Raw genomic sequence first — 18,871 nt, 5'->3', positions numbered from 1 at the left:
CCTCATCCGCCGGATCGCCTCCTCGTGTCCGATGGGTTCTCCCCATACGCCGCCCGATAGAGTGCCGAAAAACGGCCAAAGTGAAAGAATCCCCACTTCAGGCAGATGTCGCGCAACGGCTGTCGGTTCAAAGGATCGCGGAGATCCTCTCGGGCAGCATGCAGGCGGAGTGATCTCAGATAGGCTGCCGGCGTCGTTCCCTTGAAGTCACGAAAACCGACTTCAAGAGAGCGAATGGAAACGCCTGCCGCCTCCGCGACACTCTGCATCGTCAACGGCTGGGCGATGTTCGCATACATGAAATCAATGGCTCGACGGACATGCCGCGGCGCTATCAGATGGATTTTGTTGTCGAGCAGATGCGACAGCCGGTTGGGAATCAGGCGCACCACGAGATCGGCAAGTGCCTGGGTCAGGTTCGACATGGCGATTGGCGAGTGAAGCAGCGGCCCGTTGTTGCGCATGCCGAGGATGATCGTTTGCACCAGATTGCCGAACAACTGTCCCGCTGCCGTAGAAAAATCAATGACGGGCAGCAATTCCATTGCCCCGATCAGAGGCCTCTCGAATATGGCGGCGACGGCCTGGGCCAGGATTGTCCAGTTCAGACTGAGCGTGTCCGACCGGTGAGGCGCGGCTCCTATGGAAACCCAATCCGACTCGAGATTGTTCATCAATAGCAGCCGCCCGGGCGTCGCTTCGACCACCGTGCGACCAAACCCGACATTGAGGGCACCCGTGCGCGGAACGACGATTGCCAGAGTTTCCGGCGTTCCGTGCGCCGTTCTTGCACCCCAGTCGCCGGTATCCTGGTTGCTGACCAGCGACAGCCCTTCATCACCCCAAAACCCGACCTTCCAGTCGAGCGGTTTCTCCCGGCCGGTACGCCACGCGTCGAGCGAACCAAATCCTCTGGTCAGGGCCTCGACCATATCGTCGAAAGTCGGCCCCTGAAATCGGGCGACGAAAGTGTGGGATGCGTCTTCTGCCATGGAACCCAACCCGGTGATGAAATATTAAACAATCGAGCAGCAAAACCGTCAATTGCCCGTCACTCTTTCAAAGTCCGGGCGGGCAATTCATGCCGCGTAAGAGATTATTGTATCAAAAGTATGACTTATGGACAGCGGCCTGAACGTCCTGAGGCGCGCGAGCTGAAAGCTGTGGAATAATCCGCAAAAACCAGTGCCCGGCCGACGCACTGTCGGCCGGGCACTGAATGCCGTCTCTTATGCGGACAGGATAAGGTTTACGAGCCGCCATAGGCAGCGATCGCCGCCATGTTGACGATGTCGGAATCCTTGGCGCCCATCGAAGTGATCTGCACCGGCTTGTCGAGGCCGACCAGGATCGGGCCGATGACCGTGGAGCCGCCGAGTTCCTGCAGCATCTTCGTCGAGATCGAGGCCGAGTGGAAGGCCGGCATAACAAGCACATTGGCCGGGCCGGAGAGGCGGCAGAAAGGATATTGCTCCATCACCTTGCGGTTCAGGGCGACATCGGCGGCCATCTCGCCGTCATATTCGAAATCGACGCGGCGCCTGTCGAGGATCTTCACCGCCTCGCGCACCCGCTCGGAGCGTTCGCCCGAGGGATGGCCGAAGGTGGAATAGGCAAGCATGGCGACACGCGGCGGATACCCCATGCGCCTTGCGAGACCGGCGGCTTCCTCGGCGATATCGGCAAGCTGCTCGGCCGTCGGCATGTCGTGCACAGCCGTATCGGCAACGAAGACGGTGCGGCCGCGGCAAAGCGCGAGCGACACGCCGATGACGCGGTGGCCGGGCTTCTCGTCGATGCAGCGGCGCACATCCTCGAGTGCCGTCGAATAGTTGCGGGTGATGCCCGTCACCATACCGTCGGCATCGCCGAGCGCCACCATGGTGGCGGCGAAATGGTTGCGGTCGTTATGGATCAGCCGCTGGGCGTCGCGATGCAGATAACCCTGCCGCTGCAGCCTGGCATAGAGATAATCGATATAGGCCTCGACCCGAGTCGAGATACGGGCATTGACGATTTCAAGGCCCGGGCGGCTGAGATCGATGCCGGCGCGCTCGGCCGTCGCCCGGATCAGGTCCTCGCGGCCGAGCAGGATGGCGGTGCCGAGCTGCTGGTTGGCGTAGGAGAGTGCTGCGCGCAGGACCTGTTCTTCCTCGGCCTCGGCAAAGACGATCCGCTTCGGGCGGCGGCGAACGCGCTCGTAGAGGCTGGCGAGCGTCGAGGCGATCGGATCGCGGCGCGCCGAAAGCTCGCGGGCGTAACCCGCCATGTCGGTGATGACCTTGCGGGCGACGCCGCTCTCGATCGCGGCTTCCGCGACCGCCACCGGGATCGCCGAGATCAGGCGCGGATCGAAAGGAACGGGAATGATGTATTGCGCGCCGAAGCGCGGCCGGTTGCCCTGGTAGGCGGCGACCACGTCATCCGGCACGTCCTCGCGGGCGAGGTTTGCCAGCGCCTTGACGGCGGCGATCTTCATCGCATCGTTGATGGTGGAAGCACGGACATCGAGCGCGCCGCGGAAAATATAGGGAAAGCCGAGGACGTTGTTGACCTGGTTCGGATAGTCCGAACGGCCGGTCGCCATGATGGCGTCGTCGCGGATGCGGGCGACCTCCTCCGGCGTGATCTCGGGATCGGGATTGGCCATGGCGAAGATGATCGGCCGGTCCGCCATCGAGCGGATCATCTCCGCCGAAAACGCACCCTTCTGCGACAGGCCGAAAATGACGTCGGCGCCCACCATCGCCTCTTCCAGCGTGCGCGTGTCGGTCTTTGCCGCATGCGCCGATTTCCACTGGTTCATGCCCTCGGTGCGGCCTTGGTAGATAACCCCCTTGGTGTCGCAGAGGATGATATTGTCAGGCGCAAAGCCCATCGCCTTGATGAGTTCGACGCAGGCGATCGCCGCAGCGCCCGCCCCGTTGCAGACGAGCTTCGTCGTCTTCAGGTCGCGGCCGGTCAGCTCCAGCGCGTTGATCAGGCCGGCAGCGGCGATGATCGCCGTTCCATGCTGGTCGTCATGGAAGACCGGAATGTCCATCAGCTCGCGAAGCCGGCTTTCGATGACGAAACAATCCGGCGCCTTGATATCCTCGAGGTTGATACCGCCGAAGGAGGGACCGAGGAAGCGCACGCAATTGATGAACTCGTCGACATTTTCGGTATCGATTTCGAGGTCGATGGAATCGACGTCGGCGAAGCGCTTGAACAGCACCGACTTGCCTTCCATGACCGGCTTGGAGGCGAGCGCACCGAGATTGCCGAGCCCGAGAATCGCAGTGCCGTTCGATATGACGGCGACCATGTTGCCGCGGGCGGTATAGTCGTAGGCGGTCTGCGGATCGGCGGCGATCGCCTTGACCGGAACGGCCACCCCCGGCGAATAGGCAAGCGACAGGTCGCGCTGCGTCGCCATCGGCTTGGTCGGGACGACTTCCAGCTTGCCGGGCCGGCCCATGGCGTGAAATTCGAGCGCCTCCTGGTCGGTAACAGAGGTCACCGGCCGGTCCTTCTTATCGATATCGGGCATAAATCCTCCAACGTCCTGTGGGCGACGCTTTGCTGTTCCTCAAATGCTGTTGTCATCTATAGCGGCGCGCGGATAGGGTTGGCACCTGTTTTTTTGGGAAAAACTGCACCTCCGTGAACGCACGAATAGACACAGAGAATGAAGCCTTTTCGGCTGCCGAGCTTGCCACGGCGGAAAGCCGTGCCTCGGCGACGCCGATGATGGAGCAATATATCGAGATCAAGGCGAACAATCCGGGTTCGCTGCTCTTCTATCGCATGGGTGACTTCTACGAGCTGTTCTTCGAAGATGCGCTGGAAGCCTCGCGCGCACTCGGCATCACGCTGACGAAGCGCGGCCAGCACATGGGCCAGGATATCCCGATGTGCGGCGTTCCGGTGCATGCGGCCGACGACTATCTGCAGAAACTGATTTCACTCGGCTTCCGCGTCGCCGTCTGCGAGCAGATCGAGGATCCTGCCGAAGCGAAAAAACGCGGCGGCAAATCCGTCGTCAAGCGCGACGTCGTCCGCCTGGTCACACCGGGCACGATCACCGAGGAAAAACTGCTGTCGCCCTCGGAATCCAACTATCTGATGGCGCTCACCCGCATTCGCGGCGCGGCCGAACCCTTGCTGGCGCTCGCCTGGATCGATATTTCCACCGGCGTCTTCCGGCTCGCCGAGACCGAGGCCTCGCGGCTGCTTGCCGATATCCTGCGCATCGATCCGCGCGAGCTCATCCTGCCCGACACGATCTTCCACGATCCGGAACTCAAGCCGGTCTTCGACGTGCTCGGCCGCACCGCGGTGCCGCAGCCGGCCGTGCTCTTCGACAGCGCCAGCGCCGAAGGCCGGATCGCGCGTTATTTCGGCGTCGCCACACTCGACGGATTCGGCACTTTTTCCCGCGCCGAGCTGGCGGCGGCGGCCGCCGCCGTCGCCTATGTCGAAAAGACCCAGATCGCCGAGCGGCCGCCGCTTGGCAAGCCGGAGCGTGAAAGTGCGGCGTCGACGTTGTTCATCGACCCGGCCACGCGCGCCAATCTGGAACTGGCCCGCACGCTGTCGGGCGATCGCAACGGCTCGCTGCTGAAGGCGATCGACCGCACGATCACCGGTGGCGGCGCACGGCTTCTCGCCGAGCGGCTGATGTCACCGCTGACCGATCCTGCCCGCATCAATGCCCGGCTCGATTCGATCGGCTTCCTGATCGACGAACCCCTGCTCTGCGGCAATCTGCGCGATACGCTGAAACATGTGCCCGACATGCCGCGGGCCCTGTCGCGTCTGGCGCTCGAGCGCGGCGGCCCGCGCGATCTCTGGGCGATCCGCCAGGGCCTGCAGGCGGCCGGCGGACTTGCCGATCTGCTCGCAGGCGCGATGCTGCCGGAAGAACTTGGTCAGGCGCTGTCCGGGCTGCAGGCCCTTCCGGCGGGCCTGGAAAAGCTGCTGGCCGAGACGCTCGCCGACGAATTGCCGCTGCTGAAGCGCGACGGCGGCTTCCTGCGCGACGGCGCCAGCGCCGAGCTCGACGAGGTTCGGGCGCTGCGCGACCAGTCGCGCCGGGTGATCGCCGGGCTGCAACTGCAATATGCCGAGGAGACCGGCATCCGGTCGCTGAAGATCAAGCACAACAACATCCTCGGCTATTTCATCGAAGTGACGGCCGGCAATGCCTCGCCGATGACGGACACGGCGGAAGCAAAGGCGCGCTTCATCCATCGTCAGACGATGGCGAGCGCGATGCGCTTCACCACCACCGAGCTTGCCGATCTCGAAAGCCGCATCGCCAACGCCGCCGATCGGGCGCTGACGATCGAGCTTGCCGCCTTCGACAGGATGACGGCAGCCGTGGTTGCGGAAGCCGAAGCGATCAAATCGGGCGCCCGGGCGCTTGCCGTCATCGACGTCGCCGCCAGCCTGGCGCTGCTCGCCGAAGAGCAGGCCTATTGCCGCCCGCAGGTCGACGGCTCGAAGATGTTTGCGATCGAAGGCGGACGCCATCCTGTGGTCGAGCAGGCGCTGCGGCGGCAGGCAGGCGGCCCCTTCGTCGCCAACAATTGCGACCTGTCGCCGAAAACAGGCGACAAGGACGGCGCGATCTGGCTGCTGACCGGGCCGAATATGGGCGGCAAGTCAACCTTCCTGCGGCAGAACGCGCTGATCGCGATCCTAGCGCAGATGGGCTCTTTCGTGCCGGCGGCATCGGCCCATATCGGCATCGTCGATCGGCTTTTCTCGCGCGTCGGCGCCTCCGACGACCTGGCGCGTGGGCGCTCCACCTTCATGGTCGAGATGGTCGAAACCGCAGCGATCCTCAATCAGGCGAGCGACCGCTCGCTCGTCATTCTCGATGAAATCGGCCGCGGCACCGCCACCTTCGACGGCCTGTCGATCGCCTGGGCCTCCGTCGAACATCTGCATGAGGGCAATCGCTGCCGCGGCCTGTTCGCCACGCATTTCCACGAGTTGACCGTGCTTTCGGAAAAACTTGGCCGGCTATCGAACGCGACCATGCGCGTCAAGGAATGGGACGGCGACGTCATCTTCCTGCATGAGGTCGGGCCGGGTGCGGCGGACCGCTCCTACGGCATCCAGGTGGCCAGGCTTGCCGGGCTTCCGGCCTCGGTCGTGACACGAGCCCGCGACGTGCTCACCCGCCTGGAGGATGCCGACCGCAAAAACCCGGCGAGCCAGCTGATCGACGACCTGCCGCTCTTCCAGGTGGCGGTGCGCCGCGAGGACACCGTCCGCGGCCCCTCCAAGGTGGAGGAGGCGCTGAAAGCGATGAGCCTCGACGACATGACGCCGCGCGAGGCAATGGACGCGCTTTACGACCTCAAGAAGAAGCTGAAATAGGGGCGCAACCGATGTTCATGGAAAAATTGGTTCGAGAAACCGAGCGTCTCTCGCTCATCTGCTCCATGCTCGACACGATGCGGCGCGCCGACGAGGATCGCAATGCGCGCGGCTGGACCTCGCCAATCGGCATGCTGAAAATCACCCGCTGCTGCGCTATGATCTCGGAGCTCGCAACGTCGATCGCCAAGGCGGGCTATCGCGAATGCGACAGGCAATCGCTCGAGGAGATCATGAGCGAGACGCGGCAGGTGCTGTATTTGCTGAACGCACGGGCTGCCAGCTGAGCTTTTCGGGAAAGCTGTTGCGCGGCTTACCAACACCATTTCGCCAAATTTAAAGGTTCTTGCAGTATGAGAGCCCGTGTCAATCGCGGGGCAAAGGGGTTATAGCGCATGCAGACGAAACGTGAGGCGAGCCCGGATCAGGCCGCCCGGCATGAACAGGAAACCGCCCCGGCGACAGCGATGCGCAACCTCGATTTCTCCGACATCCTCGACGTCGAGCTGCTGCGGAAGCAGTGCGACGCCATTGCCGAGGCCAACCGCAACCGGCCGGACGTCCTGCGCGCCGACCTTCTCGCCGCCCTGAAAAAGGCCAGCACGGAGGGCCGGCAGAAGGCGCGGGCCGCACTATTGGCCGACGGCGGCGGGCTGAACTGCGCCTACCGGATTTCCTGGCTGCAGGACCAGATCATCTCCGTCCTCTATCATTTCGCCACCGCCCATATCTTTCCGCAGCAGAAGGACAAATTCGCCGTCACCGCCGTCGGCGGCTACGGCCGCGACACGCTGGCGCCGGGCTCCGATATCGACCTGCTTTTCCTCTTCCTGCCGAAGCCGGCGGACGAGACGCACAAGGCGGTCGAATTCATGCTCTATGTGCTCTGGGACATGGGCTTCAAGGTCGGCCACGCCACCCGCACGGTGGAGGAATGCATCGCGCTTTCCAAATCCGACATGACAATCCGCACCGCCATTCTGGAGATGCGCTATATCTGCGGCCTGCAGCGGCTGGAAACCCAGCTCGAGACCCGCTTCGACAAGGAAATCGTCACCGGCACCGGCCCGGAATTCATCGCCGCCAAGCTTGCCGAGCGCGATGAGCGCCACCGCAAGGCGGGCGATACGCGCTATCTGGTCGAGCCGAACGTCAAGGAAGGCAAGGGCGGGCTTCGCGACCTGCACACGCTGTTCTGGATCTCCAAATATTATTATCACGTGCGCGACCAGGCGGAACTGGTCAAGCTCGGCGTGCTGTCGAAACACGAATACCGTCTGCTTGAAAAAGCCGACGATTTCCTGTGGGCGGTGCGCTGCCACATGCACTTCCTGACAGGCAAGGCCGAGGAGCGCCTGTCCTTCGACATCCAGCGCGAGATCGCCGAGGCCTTCGGCTATCACACCCGCCCGGGCCTTTCGGCCGTCGAGCGCTTCATGAAGCACTATTTCCTCGTCGCCAAGGATGTCGGCGACCTCACCCGCATCCTCTGCGCCGCGCTCGAAGACCAGCAGGCCAAATCCATCCCCGGCCTTACCGGCGTCATCAGCCGCTTCACCCACCGAAATCGCAAAATCGCCGGCAGCGTCGAATTCGTCGAAGACCGCGGACGCATCGCGCTTGCCGATCCCGAGGTGTTCAAGCGCGATCCGGTCAGCATCCTCCGGCTCTTCCACGTCGCCGACATCAACGGGCTGGAATTTCATCCGGACGCGCTGAAACGCGTCACCCGTTCGCTTTCCCTGATCGACAACAGGCTCAGGGAAAACGACGAGGCGAACCGGCTGTTCATGTCGATCCTGACGTCGAAACGCGATCCCGCGCTCATCCTGCGCCGGATGAACGAGGCCGGCGTGCTCGGCCGCTTCATCCCCGAATTCGGCAAGATCGTCGCGATGATGCAGTTCAACATGTATCACCACTATACGGTCGACGAACATTTGATCCGCACCGTCGACGTTCTCTCCGAGATCGACAAGTCACGCTCGGAGGATCTGCATCCGCTCGCCAACAAGCTGATATCCAATATCGAGGACCGCGAAGCGCTTTATGTCGCCGTTCTCCTGCACGACATCGCCAAGGGCCGCCTGGAGGATCATTCGATCGCCGGCGCCCGCGTCGCCCGCAAGCTCTGCGCCCGCTTCGGCCTGTCGCAGAAGCAGACGGAGATCGTCGTCTGGCTGATCGAGGAACATTTGACCATGTCGATGGTGGCGCAGACCCGCGACCTCACCGACCGCAAGACGATCACCGACTTCGCCGACCGCGTGCAGTCGCTCGATCGGCTGAAGATGCTACTGATCCTGACGATCTGCGATATCCGCGCCGTCGGTCCGGGCGTGTGGAACGGCTGGAAGGGTCAGCTTCTGCGCACGCTCTATTACGAAACCGAGCTGCTGCTCGCCGGCGGCTTTTCGGAGGTTTCCCGCAAGGAGCGCGCCAACGCCGCCGCCGAGGCGCTGCATGCCGCCCTTTCCGACTGGAGCCAGAAGGACCGCAATACCTATACCAAGCTGCACTACCAGCCCTATCTGCTCTCCGTGCCGCTGGAAGACCAGATCCGCCATGCCCACTTCATCCGTCAGGCCGACAAGGCGGGCCAGGCGCTCGCCACCATGGTGCGAACCGACAGTTTCCACGCCATCACCGAGATCACCGTGCTGTCGCCCGACCATCCCAGGCTGCTCGCCGTCATCGCCGGCGCTTGCGCTGCGGCCGGGGCCAACATCGTCGATGCGCAGATCTTCACGACATCCGATGGACGGGCGCTCGACACCATCCATGTCAGCCGCGAATTTGCCGACGATGCCGACGAGCTGCGCCGGGCCGGCACGATCGGCCGGATGATCGAGGATGTGCTGTCGGGGCGCAAGCGCCTGCCCGAGGTCATCGCCACGCGCACGCGCAACCGCAAGAAAAGCAAGGCTTTCGTCATTCCGCCGTCGGTCAACATCACCAACAGCCTGTCGAACAAGTTCACCGTCATCGAGGTCGAATGCCTCGACCGGCCGGGACTCCTGTCGGAAATCACCGCCGTACTCTCCGATCTGTCGCTCGACATCCAGTCGGCCCGCATCACCACCTTCGGCGAGAAGGTGATCGACACCTTCTACGTCACCGACCTTGTGGGACAGAAGATCTCGGGCGACAGCAAACGCGCCAATATCACCGCCCGGATGAAGGCCGTCATGGCCGAGGAGGAGGACGAGCTGCGTGAGCGCATGCCCTCCGGCATCATCGCGCCGGCCGCCACAGCCCGGACATCGCCTTCAGCCGAAAAGAAAGCCGATTCCTCCGCATGAGCCCCACACGCATGAGCCGATCCGCATGAGCCTCGTCAAGAAATTCGCCACCGTCGGCGGCGCCACCCTCGGCAGCCGTCTCTTCGGCTTCGCCCGCGAAACGCTGATGGCGGCCGCACTCGGCACCGGGCCGATGGCCGACGTTTTCTACGCCGCCTTCCGCTTTCCGAACCTCTTCCGCCGGCTGTTTGCCGAGGGCGCCTTCAACGCCGCCTTCGTGCCGCTCTTTGCCAAGGAGATCGAGGCGAACGGCACGGATGGCGCCAAGCGCTTTTCGGAAGAAGTCTTCGGCGTCCTGTTTTCGGTGCTGCTGCTCATCACCATCGTGATGGAGCTTGCCATGCCGCTCCTGGTGCGCTTCGTCATCGCGCCTGGCTTTGCCGACGATCCGGAGAAATTCTCGATCACCATCCGCATGGCGGCGGTGATGTTTCCCTATCTGATGTGCATGTCGCTGACGGCGATGATGAGCGGCATGCTGAATTCGCTGCATCATTTCTTCGCCGCGGCCATCGCGCCTGTTTTCCTGAACGTGGTGATGATCGGGGCGCTGTTTTATGCGCTCTATACCGGCGCCGATCCGCTGACGACCGCCTGGTATCTCTCCTGGGGCGTTCTTGCCGCCGGCGTGCTGCAGCTCGCCGTCGTCTATATCGGCGTGCTTGCCGCCGGCATGAGCATCGGTTTCCGTTTCCCGAAGATGACCCCGAACGTCAAGCGGCTGCTGATCCTGGCGGTGCCGGCCGCGGTGACCGGCGGCATCACCCAGATCAACCAGCTGATCGGCCAGGCGATCGCCTCCTCCCGCGACGGCGCCATCGCAGCGCTGCAATATGCCGACCGCATCTACCAGCTGCCGCTCGGCGTCGTCGGTGTGGCCGTCGGCGTGGTGCTGCTGCCGGAGCTTGCCCGGGCGCTGAAGGGCGGCAACCTGCGCGAGGCCGGAAACCTGCAGAACCGCTCGATCGAATTCGTGCTGTTCCTGACCATCCCCGCCGCCTTCGCGCTGTGGATCCTGTCGGACGAGATCATCCGCGTGCTCTACGAGCGCGGCGCCTTCCATCAGGAAAACACCGCCGTCGTCGGCGCGATCCTGGCGATCTACGGCATCGGCCTGCCGGCCTTCGTGCTGATCAAGGCGCTGCAGCCGGGCTTCTACGCCCGCGAGGACACCAAGACGCCGATGCGTTTTTCGGCGATCGCGGTGGCGACCAACTGCGCCACGGCGCTCACCCTTTTTCCCTATATGGGCGCGCCCGGCATCGCCGTTGCCGAAGCCACCGCCGGCTGGATCAGCACCGTGCTGCTGTTCACCACGCTTTTGCGCCGCGGCCACCTGACATGGGAATGGGCGCTGGCAAAGCGCGCCGCTCTGCTGATCGTCGCCGCGGCGGTGATGGGCGCGGCCATCGTCTTCCTCAAGCAGTATTTTGCGCCGTGGCTTGCTTCCGGCGCGCCGCTTCTGACCAAGATCGGAACGCTCGGGCTGCTGATTGCGATTTCCATGCTGATCTATTTCGCCGCCGCCTTCCTGATCGGCGGGGCGGATCTCGGCATGATAAGGCGCAATCTCAATCGCAAGCCGGTGAAGACGGAAGGGTGAGGCTATTCGCCTCGATTTCGAAGGTGCGTCAGGATGGAAGTGCAGACGAAATCGAGGCTGTTTTCGACTTCATCGTTCCAAAAGCGAAGGATGCGAAAGCCTTCGGCCCTGAAATGATCGTCGCGGACATGATCAGCGGCGCTCTCGGCGTGCTGCCAACCATCGACTTCGATGATGATTTTAGTTTCGAAGCAAACAAAGTCGAGAATGTAGTGCCCCAGCGGCACCTGTCGCCTGAACTTGAAGCCTTCGAGTTTCCGATCGCGAATGACCTGCCACAACATGTTTTCCGCCCGTGTAGAATCCTTCCGCATCGCCTTGGCACGGCTTCGGTTGATCGGCGGCGGTATGTCGCGCATGGCTTCCCTCCTGCAACGCGCCCGACGATAGGGTATGATCCCCTCACCTGCAATTTCTAACACTTAGCTAAAGCTAAGATGTTGAAATTGCTTCCTCTCCCACAAGGGAGAGGAAGGGCGCGGCGCTCGCCTCCTGATACCTCTCCCCTTGTCGGAGAGGATACAAAATCAAGATCTTAGCCGAAGGCTAAGTCTTAGATTTTGTTGGTGAGGGGCAGCAACGTTACCGAGGAATATTGTCAACTGCCCGCACCACGATTTTCGTTGCCTTTTCTGCCAAGCTCCGCAAGAAAACCCATGTCAGCCCGGAGCCGCCCATGACGATCCAGTCGCTTTTCCTCGTCACCCTCGTCGTCGACGACTACGACCGCGCCAAGGCGTTCTATTGCGGTGACCTCGGTTTCGATTGCCTGCAGGACGAGAAACAACCGGAGGGCAAGCGCTGGGTGGTGGTGAGGCCCAAAGGTGGAGAGGGCGCCGCCTTTCTGCTGGCGCAGGCGACAAACGAGGCGCAGCGGGCGGCGATCGGCAACCAGACCGGCGGCCGTGTCGGCTTCTTCCTGAAGACCGACGATTTTGCCCGCGACCATGCCGCAATGCTCGCCGCCGGCGTGCGCTTTCTGGAGCAGCCCAGGCATGAGGTTTACGGCACGGTCGCAGTCTTTGCCGATCCCTACGGCAACAGCTTCGACCTGATCCAGCATGCCGCAGCCTGAACCCCTTGATTGCAACCGATTGCCCGTGCATAAGCCGCCGCGTTGACAACATCGGCGAAAAGCCCTGCTGCCATGCAGCAAACCAAAGCTGTGGGCCCTCCACCAGCCTATTGAGGACGACATGAGCGAATTCAAGAAACTCGTATTCTCCGGCGTGCAGCCGACCGGCAATCTGCATCTCGGCAATTATCTCGGCGCGATCCGCCGCTTCGTGGCGCTGCAGGAGGGCAATGACTGCATCTACTGCGTCGTCGACATGCATGCGCTCACCGCCCAGCTCGTGCATGAGGACATGCCGAGCCAGACGCGCTCGATCGCCGCCGCCTTCATCGCCGCCGGCATCGATCCGGAAAAGCATATCGTCTTCAACCAGTCGGCCGTGCCGCAGCATGCCGAACTTGCCTGGATCTTCAACTGCGTCGCCCGCATCGGCTGGATGAACCGCATGACGCAGTTCAAGGACAAGGCCGGCAAGGACCGCGAGCAGGCCTCGCTCGGCCTCTACGCCTATCCGAGCCTGATGGCCGCCGACATTCTCGTCTATCGCGCCACCCATGTGCCGGTCGGTGAGGACCAGAAGCAGCATCTGGAGCTTGCCCGCGACATCGCGATGAAGTTCAACCTCGATTATGCCGAGCATATCGGCAGGACCGATTACGGCGTCGACATCACCGTCGGCAACGAGCCGGTGCATGCCTATTTCCCGATGGTCGAGCCGCTGATCGGCGGACCGGCGCCGCGCGTCATGTCGCTGCGCGACGGCACCAAAAAAATGTCGAAATCCGATCCCTCCGACCTGTCGCGCATCAACCTGATGGACGACGAGGACGCGATCTCGAAGAAGATCCGCAAGGCCAAGACCGATCCGGACGGTTTGCCGAGCGAGATCGACGGGCTGCAGGGCCGGCCGGAAGCCGAAAATCTGGTGGCGATCTATGCGGCACTGGCCGACAAATCGAAGGCCGACGTGCTTGCCGAATTCGGCGGCCAGCAGTTCTCCGTCTTCAAGCCGGCGCTGGTCGACCTCGCCATCCACGTGCTGGCGCCGATCACCGGCGAAATGCGCCGGCTGATGGACGATACCAGCCATATCGACGCCATCCTGCGCAAGGGCGGCGAACGTGCGAGAGCACGCGCCGAGGTGACGATGAGGCAAGTGCGCGACGTCATCGGCTTCCTCTATTGAGGTAGATCTCTTCTTCTCCCCGGCCGGGGAGAAGAGGGAACTTCTCCCGGGAGGAGAAGAGGAAAAACTGGGCTTGCAAATTCTCCGCTTCGGGTGTCAGAGTCCGCACCATGGTATCGAAACGACTCTCACGGCTCGAAGGTCATCGCCGCAAATTCATGGCGGTAATCGACGGGACACCGGAATGCCAGCGCGCCGTTCATTATGCCGGCCGGCGCGCTAAGAATTCCAATGGCGGGCTGGTGCTGCTCTACGTCATCCCCGACGGGGATTTCCAGCAATGGCTCGGCGTCGAGGCGATCATGCGGGCCGAGGCGCGTGAGGAGGCAGAGGCGGTCGTTGCCAAGATCGCCCAGATCGTGCGCGAGACGATCGGCATCGAGCCGGAGATCGTCATCCGCGAAGGTGGTGCGGCCGAACAGATCAACGCAGTGATCGAGGACGACCGCGATGTGGCGATCCTGGTGCTGGCCGCCGGTTCGGCGAAGGAAGGTCCGGGACCGCTGGTCTCGTCGATCGCCGGCCGCGCCGCGGCATTTCCGATCCCGGTCACCGTGCTGCCGGATACTTTGACCAACGAGGAAATCGACGCCCTCTGCTGATCATTCTTGAGTAAAAATCTCTTGAATGGAACCGGCAATGGGCTTATCTTCTTTTGAAGAATTCTAAAGACGGCCGAGGTCCTGTGCCTGCCGCATGGAGAAGCAGATGTTCATTCAGACCGAAGCCACGCCGAACCCCGCCACGCAGAAGTTCCTGCCGGGCAAGGTCGTGATGGAAAACGGCACGGCCGAATTCCGCAGCGCCGAGGAGGCTGAGGCTTCGCCGCTGGCTGCCCGCCTGTTCGAAATCCCGGGCGTCACCGGCGTCTATTTCGGCTATGATTTCATTTCCGTCTCCAAGGACAATGCCGAATGGCAGCATCTTAAGCCGGCTATCCTTGGCTCGATCATGGAGCATTTCATGTCCGGCAAGCCTGTGATGGGCGATGCCTCCATCCTTTCCGAAGACGCCGATGCCGGCGACGAGTTCTTCGACGAAGGCGATGAATCGATCGTGCTGACCATTAAAGAGCTGCTGGAGACCCGCGTGCGCCCCGCCGTTGCCCAGGACGGCGGCGACATCACCTTCCGCGGTTTCAAGGACGGTAAGGTCTATCTGAACATGAAGGGTTCCTGCGCCGGCTGCCCGTCATCGACGGCAACGCTGAAGCACGGCGTTCAGAACCTGCTGCGCCATTTCGTGCCGGAAGTGCAGGAAGTGATTGCCGCTTAAATTCCTGAATCCGTCCGGCCGTTCATCTCTCGTTCGGCCAGGCGGATTTATGAAGAGGCGACAAGAGTTTATTCGGAAATTGATGGCATGATCGTTCTGGCGCTGGACACGGCAGGTGTGGATTGCGCTGCCGCCGTTTATGACAGCGGCAGGAATACGATGCTGGGGGAGGCATCGGACATGATCGGCAAGGGGCATGCTGAACATCTGATCGGTATCGTCGACCGGGCGCTGGATCAGGCCGGGTTGGCGCTTTCTCACATCGACCGGCTTGCGGTCACCATCGGCCCCGGGTCGTTTACCGGTATCCGCGTCGGCGTTGCCGCAGCCCGCGGTTTTGCTCTTTCCCTCAATGTGCCCGCCGTCGGCGTCACCACGCTCGCGGTCATGGCATCGGCCCAGCGCGAAAAGACGCCGCATCGCGCCGTGCTCGCGGCCATGGACGCCAAGCGCGACGAAATCTACCTTCAATCCTTTGCAGCCGACGGTGCGCCGCTCGATGCGCCGCGGGCGCTCAGCGTGACGCAAGCGCAGGCCTTTGCCGCCGGTTTCGACGGCGAGATCACCGGTTCGGCAACGCCTTTCCTGAGGCCCGACGCCGGCGGCGACCACACCAACAACTTCCCGATCTCCGTCGTGGCGCGCCTCGGTGCTGCCGCCTCCCCCGATTCCGGAAAGCCGAAGCCCCTTTATCTGCGCGGACCCGATGCCAAGCCGCAGGCCGGGTATGCGATCGCCCGACGAGTGTGACCATGCTGGAAGCCTATCTAACGCTGAAGCCGGAATTCGAGATCATCGCCATGGAGCGCGAGGATTGCCGCGATGTCGCCGTCCTGCACGGCGAACGCTTCGCGCGCCCCTGGGGCGACGGCGAATTCCACAGCCTGCTGTCGCAGGAGACGGTGTTCGGCTTCGTCGCGCGCCAGACCAATGCCATCCTGAAAAAGCCGCTTCCGGGGTTTATCCTTGCCCGCCATGTCGCCGGCGAGGCGGAGATTCTGACGATCGCCGTGCAGGCGAAGGTGGCCCGCGCCGGCCTCGGCTGGCGGCTGATGCAGGCGGCGATGCGGGAAGCGCGCGCGCGCGGCGGCGAGAGCATGTTTCTCGAAGTCGACGACGGCAATAGGGCCGCCCTTGGCCTCTATCGCAAGCTCGGCTTTGAAAAGGTCGGCGAACGCAAGGGGTACTACAAGCAGGAAAACGGGGCCCTCTCCACAGCGCTTGTCATGAAGCGCGTTCTTCGGTAGTTGCCTTGCAGCGAGGCAACCTGCAGGCCGGCGCAAGCGCCGTGCGGCGTTGTCGAAACACGAAATATCTCTAAAGGCGGGCGATGACTGATGTAGCCAAGACCCTTGAGGAGCTTTGCACCGAACGCGGCATGCGCATGACCGAGCAGCGCCGTGTGATCGCGCGCATCCTGGAAGGCTCGGAAGACCATCCCGACGTCGAAGAACTCTACCGCCGCTCGGTGAAGGTCGATGCGAAGATCTCGATTTCCACCGTCTACCGCACCGTGAAACTGTTCGAGGATGCCGGCATCATCGCCCGCCACGATTTCCGCGACGGGCGCTCTCGCTACGAAACGGTGCCGGAAGAGCATCACGACCACCTGATCGACCTGAAGACCGGCACCGTCATCGAATTCCGCTCGCCGGAGATCGAGGCGCTGCAGGAGCGCATCGCCCGCGAGCACGGCTTCCAGCTGGTCGACCACCGGCTGGAGCTTTACGGCATCCCGCTGAAGAAGGAAGATCTCTGAAGCAATGGCCGCCCGGGAGACCAGCCTTTGATCGCCTGGCTGCGCATTGCCCTTGCTGCGGTCGTCATCCTTGCCGTCAGCATCGTGCTCATGCCGCTGCAGGTGCTGGCGCTTCGTTTCGACTGGCGGCTGCGGCGCAGGCTGCCACGCCTCTGGCACCGTATCGTCTGTTATTGCCTCGGCATCCGCGTCCGCGTGACCGGCAGGCCGGAAGAGCGCCGGCCGCTGATGCTCTGTTCCAACCACTCGTCCTGGCTTGACATCATGGTGATGTCGTCGGTTGCCGACGTCGCCTTCATCGCCAAGATCGAGGTCAGCGAATGGCCGATCTTCGGCACGCTTGCCAAGCTGCAGAAGAGCGTCTTCGTCGTGCGCGAGGAGAAACGCAGGACCGGTCATCAGGCCAACGAGATCGCCGGGCGCATGGCCGATGGCGAGATCGTCGTGCTCTTTCCGGAAGGCACGACCTCGGACGGCAACCGGCTGCTGGAGGTCAAGTCCTCGCTGTTCGGCGCCGCGGCGATGGCGGTGCCTTATTCGCCGACCGGAACCGTCGTGGTGCAGCCGCTGGCGATTGCCTATACCAGGGTGCACGGCATCGCCATGGGGCGCTATCACCGGCCGCTCGCTGCCTGGCCTGGGGATATCGAGCTGCTGCCGCACCTTCTCGACATCGTGCGCTGCGGCGCGATCGATGCCGAGGTCTCCTTCGGCGAGGCGGTGGAATACCGCACCGACACCAATCGCAAGGAGGTGAGCGCGACCATCGCCTCACGCATCCGTAACCTGTTGAACAGCCGCCTGCGCGGGCGCGACATTGCCTAAATCAAGATTTCGATTTTCTCGAGCGTGAAAAACCACTAAATAGCGCGCCATGACACAGGACAGCGCCCTCCTCCAGGCCCCGGAGCCGACACTCCGCGACGGTTCCAACAGCCGCAAGGTCTTCATCAAGACCTATGGCTGCCAGATGAACGTCTATGATTCCACGCGGATGAGCGACGCGCTCGCCCGCGACGGTTACGAGCCGACCGAAGATATGGAAGAGGCCGACCTCGTTCTGCTCAACACCTGCCATATCAGAGAGAAGGCGGCCGAGAAGGTCTATTCGGCGCTCGGGCGACTGCGCGAGATGAAAAAGAAGAAGGCGGCGGACGGAAGGGAGATGATGATCGGCGTTGCCGGCTGCGTCGCCCAGGCCGAAGGCGAGGAGATTCTCCGCCGGGCGCCGGCCGTCGATGTCGTCATCGGCCCGCAGACCTATCACCGTCTGCCGGAAGCCTTGCGCCAGGCCAAGCAGGGGCGCCGCGTCGTCGATACCGAATATGCGATCGAGGACAAGTTCGAGCATCTGCCGATCGCCGAGAGCCGGAAGATCCGTGCCCGCGGCGTCACCGCCTTCCTGACGGTGCAGGAGGGCTGCGACAAGTTCTGCACCTTCTGCGTCGTGCCCTATACACGCGGCTCGGAAGTGTCGCGGCCGGTTTCCCAGATCGTCGAGGAAGCCGAAAAGCTCGTCGAGGGCGGTGTGCGCGAAATCACCCTGCTCGGACAGAACGTCAATGCCTGGCACGGCGCCGGATCCGGCGGCGAGGCGTGGAGCCTCGGCGACCTGCTCTATCGCCTGGCCGAGATCCCCGGCCTGGCGCGGCTGCGCTATACGACAAGCCATCCGCGCGACATGGACGACCGGCTGATCGAGGCCCATCGCGACCTCAGGGCGCTGATGCCTTATCTGCACCTACCGGTGCAATCGGGCTCGGACCGCATCCTGAAAGCGATGAACCGGCGCCACACGGCGGCCGAATATCTCAGCCTGATTGCACGCATCCGCGCGGTGCGGCCCGACATCGCGCTGTCCGGCGATTTCATCACCGGCTTTCCGGGGGAGACAGACGCCGATTTTGAGGATACACTCAGGCTTGTGGCGGAGGTCCGTTATGCGCAGGCCTTCTCGTTCAAATATTCGACGCGGCCGGGCACGCCCGGCGCGGAGCTGAAGGACCAGGTGCCGGAAGAGATCAAGGCAGAACGGCTGGAACGCCTGCAAGCGCTTCTCCTGAAGCAGCAGCAGGAATTTGCCGAATCCTGCATCGGCAAGGAGATCGACCTGTTGCTCGAAAAGCCCGGTCGCATGCCGGAACAACTGATCGGACGTTCTCCCTGGCTTCAATCAGTGAATGTTGATGCAAAAGCATCGCAAATCGGTGACATTATTAAAGTGCGAATCACCGGAACCGGAACGAACAGCCTGTTTGCCGAACGCGCAGAGGCTGCGGTTTAACCCAAGGAGCCCGAC

16 protein-coding genes are annotated in these 18,871 nt (G+C 62.8%); 13 read left to right on the top strand and 3 right to left on the bottom strand.

Features of this window, described 5'->3' with window-relative positions:
- Nucleotides 1-2: 2 nt before the first annotated feature.
- Both RHEC894_RS02100 and RHEC894_RS02095 read right to left on the bottom strand, forming a co-directional pair.
- On the bottom strand, nucleotides 3-992 hold the full coding sequence (locus tag RHEC894_RS02100; protein WP_085735867.1) for a helix-turn-helix transcriptional regulator: 990 nt from the start codon (nucleotides 990-992) through the stop codon (nucleotides 3-5).
- Between the two features lie 257 nt (nucleotides 993-1,249).
- Complete coding sequence (locus RHEC894_RS02095) at nucleotides 1,250-3,532, bottom strand: NADP-dependent malic enzyme (RefSeq protein WP_085735865.1); 2,283 nt, start codon at nucleotides 3,530-3,532, stop codon at nucleotides 1,250-1,252.
- Between the two features lie 113 nt (nucleotides 3,533-3,645).
- Between RHEC894_RS02095 and mutS the strand changes: the two genes are divergently transcribed.
- The 4 genes from mutS (at nucleotide 3,646) to murJ (ending at nucleotide 11,277) form a co-directional block, all read left to right on the top strand.
- The gene (gene mutS / locus RHEC894_RS02090) at nucleotides 3,646-6,372 is read left to right on the top strand and encodes a DNA mismatch repair protein MutS (protein ID WP_085735863.1); all 2,727 of its coding nucleotides are present in this window, start codon (nucleotides 3,646-3,648) and stop codon (nucleotides 6,370-6,372) included.
- An 11-nt stretch (nucleotides 6,373-6,383) separates the two neighbouring features.
- Nucleotides 6,384-6,659, top strand: coding sequence for a hypothetical protein (locus RHEC894_RS02085; RefSeq protein WP_085735861.1), 276 nt, complete (start codon nucleotides 6,384-6,386; stop codon nucleotides 6,657-6,659).
- Nucleotides 6,660-6,767: 108 nt separating this feature from the next.
- Entirely contained in the window at nucleotides 6,768-9,674 is a 2,907-nt protein-coding gene (locus tag RHEC894_RS02080; RefSeq protein WP_085735859.1) for a [protein-PII] uridylyltransferase, read from the top strand.
- A gap of 25 nt (nucleotides 9,675-9,699) precedes the next feature.
- Nucleotides 9,700-11,277: a murein biosynthesis integral membrane protein MurJ gene (murJ, locus tag RHEC894_RS02075; protein WP_085735857.1), complete on the top strand. Its 1,578-nt coding sequence runs from the start codon at nucleotides 9,700-9,702 to the stop codon at nucleotides 11,275-11,277.
- 2 nt (nucleotides 11,278-11,279) lie between these two features.
- Here murJ and RHEC894_RS02070 read toward each other — a convergent pair whose 3' ends face one another.
- The gene (locus tag RHEC894_RS02070) at nucleotides 11,280-11,636 is read right to left on the bottom strand and encodes a DUF559 domain-containing protein (RefSeq protein WP_085735855.1); all 357 of its coding nucleotides are present in this window, start codon (nucleotides 11,634-11,636) and stop codon (nucleotides 11,280-11,282) included.
- A 317-nt stretch (nucleotides 11,637-11,953) separates the two neighbouring features.
- Between RHEC894_RS02070 and RHEC894_RS02065 the strand changes: the two genes are divergently transcribed.
- From RHEC894_RS02065 to miaB, 9 genes are all read left to right on the top strand, one after another.
- The gene (locus tag RHEC894_RS02065) at nucleotides 11,954-12,352 is read left to right on the top strand and encodes a VOC family protein (RefSeq protein WP_085738823.1); all 399 of its coding nucleotides are present in this window, start codon (nucleotides 11,954-11,956) and stop codon (nucleotides 12,350-12,352) included.
- 121 nt (nucleotides 12,353-12,473) lie between these two features.
- On the top strand, nucleotides 12,474-13,538 hold the full coding sequence (gene trpS, locus RHEC894_RS02060) for a tryptophan--tRNA ligase (protein WP_085735853.1): 1,065 nt from the start codon (nucleotides 12,474-12,476) through the stop codon (nucleotides 13,536-13,538).
- Between the two features lie 110 nt (nucleotides 13,539-13,648).
- Entirely contained in the window at nucleotides 13,649-14,140 is a 492-nt protein-coding gene (locus RHEC894_RS02055) for a universal stress protein (protein ID WP_003583845.1), read from the top strand.
- 106 nt (nucleotides 14,141-14,246) lie between these two features.
- Nucleotides 14,247-14,813, top strand: a complete 567-nt coding sequence (locus tag RHEC894_RS02050; RefSeq protein ID WP_010065800.1) for a NifU family protein — start codon at nucleotides 14,247-14,249, stop codon at nucleotides 14,811-14,813.
- Nucleotides 14,814-14,900: 87 nt separating this feature from the next.
- A complete protein-coding gene (gene tsaB / locus RHEC894_RS02045; protein WP_085735851.1) occupies nucleotides 14,901-15,563 on the top strand; it encodes a tRNA (adenosine(37)-N6)-threonylcarbamoyltransferase complex dimerization subunit type 1 TsaB in 663 nt (220 codons plus the stop codon).
- Nucleotides 15,564-15,565: 2 nt separating this feature from the next.
- Nucleotides 15,566-16,060, top strand: coding sequence for an N-acetyltransferase (locus tag RHEC894_RS02040; protein ID WP_085735849.1), 495 nt, complete (start codon nucleotides 15,566-15,568; stop codon nucleotides 16,058-16,060).
- Between the two features lie 83 nt (nucleotides 16,061-16,143).
- Nucleotides 16,144-16,572 carry a Fur family transcriptional regulator gene (locus RHEC894_RS02035; RefSeq protein ID WP_010068897.1) on the top strand — a complete coding sequence of 143 codons (429 nt, stop codon included), beginning with the start codon at nucleotides 16,144-16,146 and terminating at the stop codon, nucleotides 16,570-16,572.
- A 27-nt stretch (nucleotides 16,573-16,599) separates the two neighbouring features.
- A complete protein-coding gene (locus RHEC894_RS02030; protein WP_085735848.1) occupies nucleotides 16,600-17,397 on the top strand; it encodes a lysophospholipid acyltransferase family protein in 798 nt (265 codons plus the stop codon).
- A gap of 49 nt (nucleotides 17,398-17,446) precedes the next feature.
- Nucleotides 17,447-18,856, top strand: coding sequence for a tRNA (N6-isopentenyl adenosine(37)-C2)-methylthiotransferase MiaB (miaB, locus tag RHEC894_RS02025; RefSeq protein ID WP_085735846.1), 1,410 nt, complete (start codon nucleotides 17,447-17,449; stop codon nucleotides 18,854-18,856).
- Nucleotides 18,857-18,871: the final 15 nt, after the last annotated feature.

This window comes from Rhizobium sp. CIAT894 (genome assembly GCF_000172795.2).
Taxonomy (GTDB): domain Bacteria; phylum Pseudomonadota; class Alphaproteobacteria; order Rhizobiales; family Rhizobiaceae; genus Rhizobium.
Note: the sequence above shows the minus strand (reverse complement) of the source record. Positions and strands in the feature narration are given on the sequence as shown.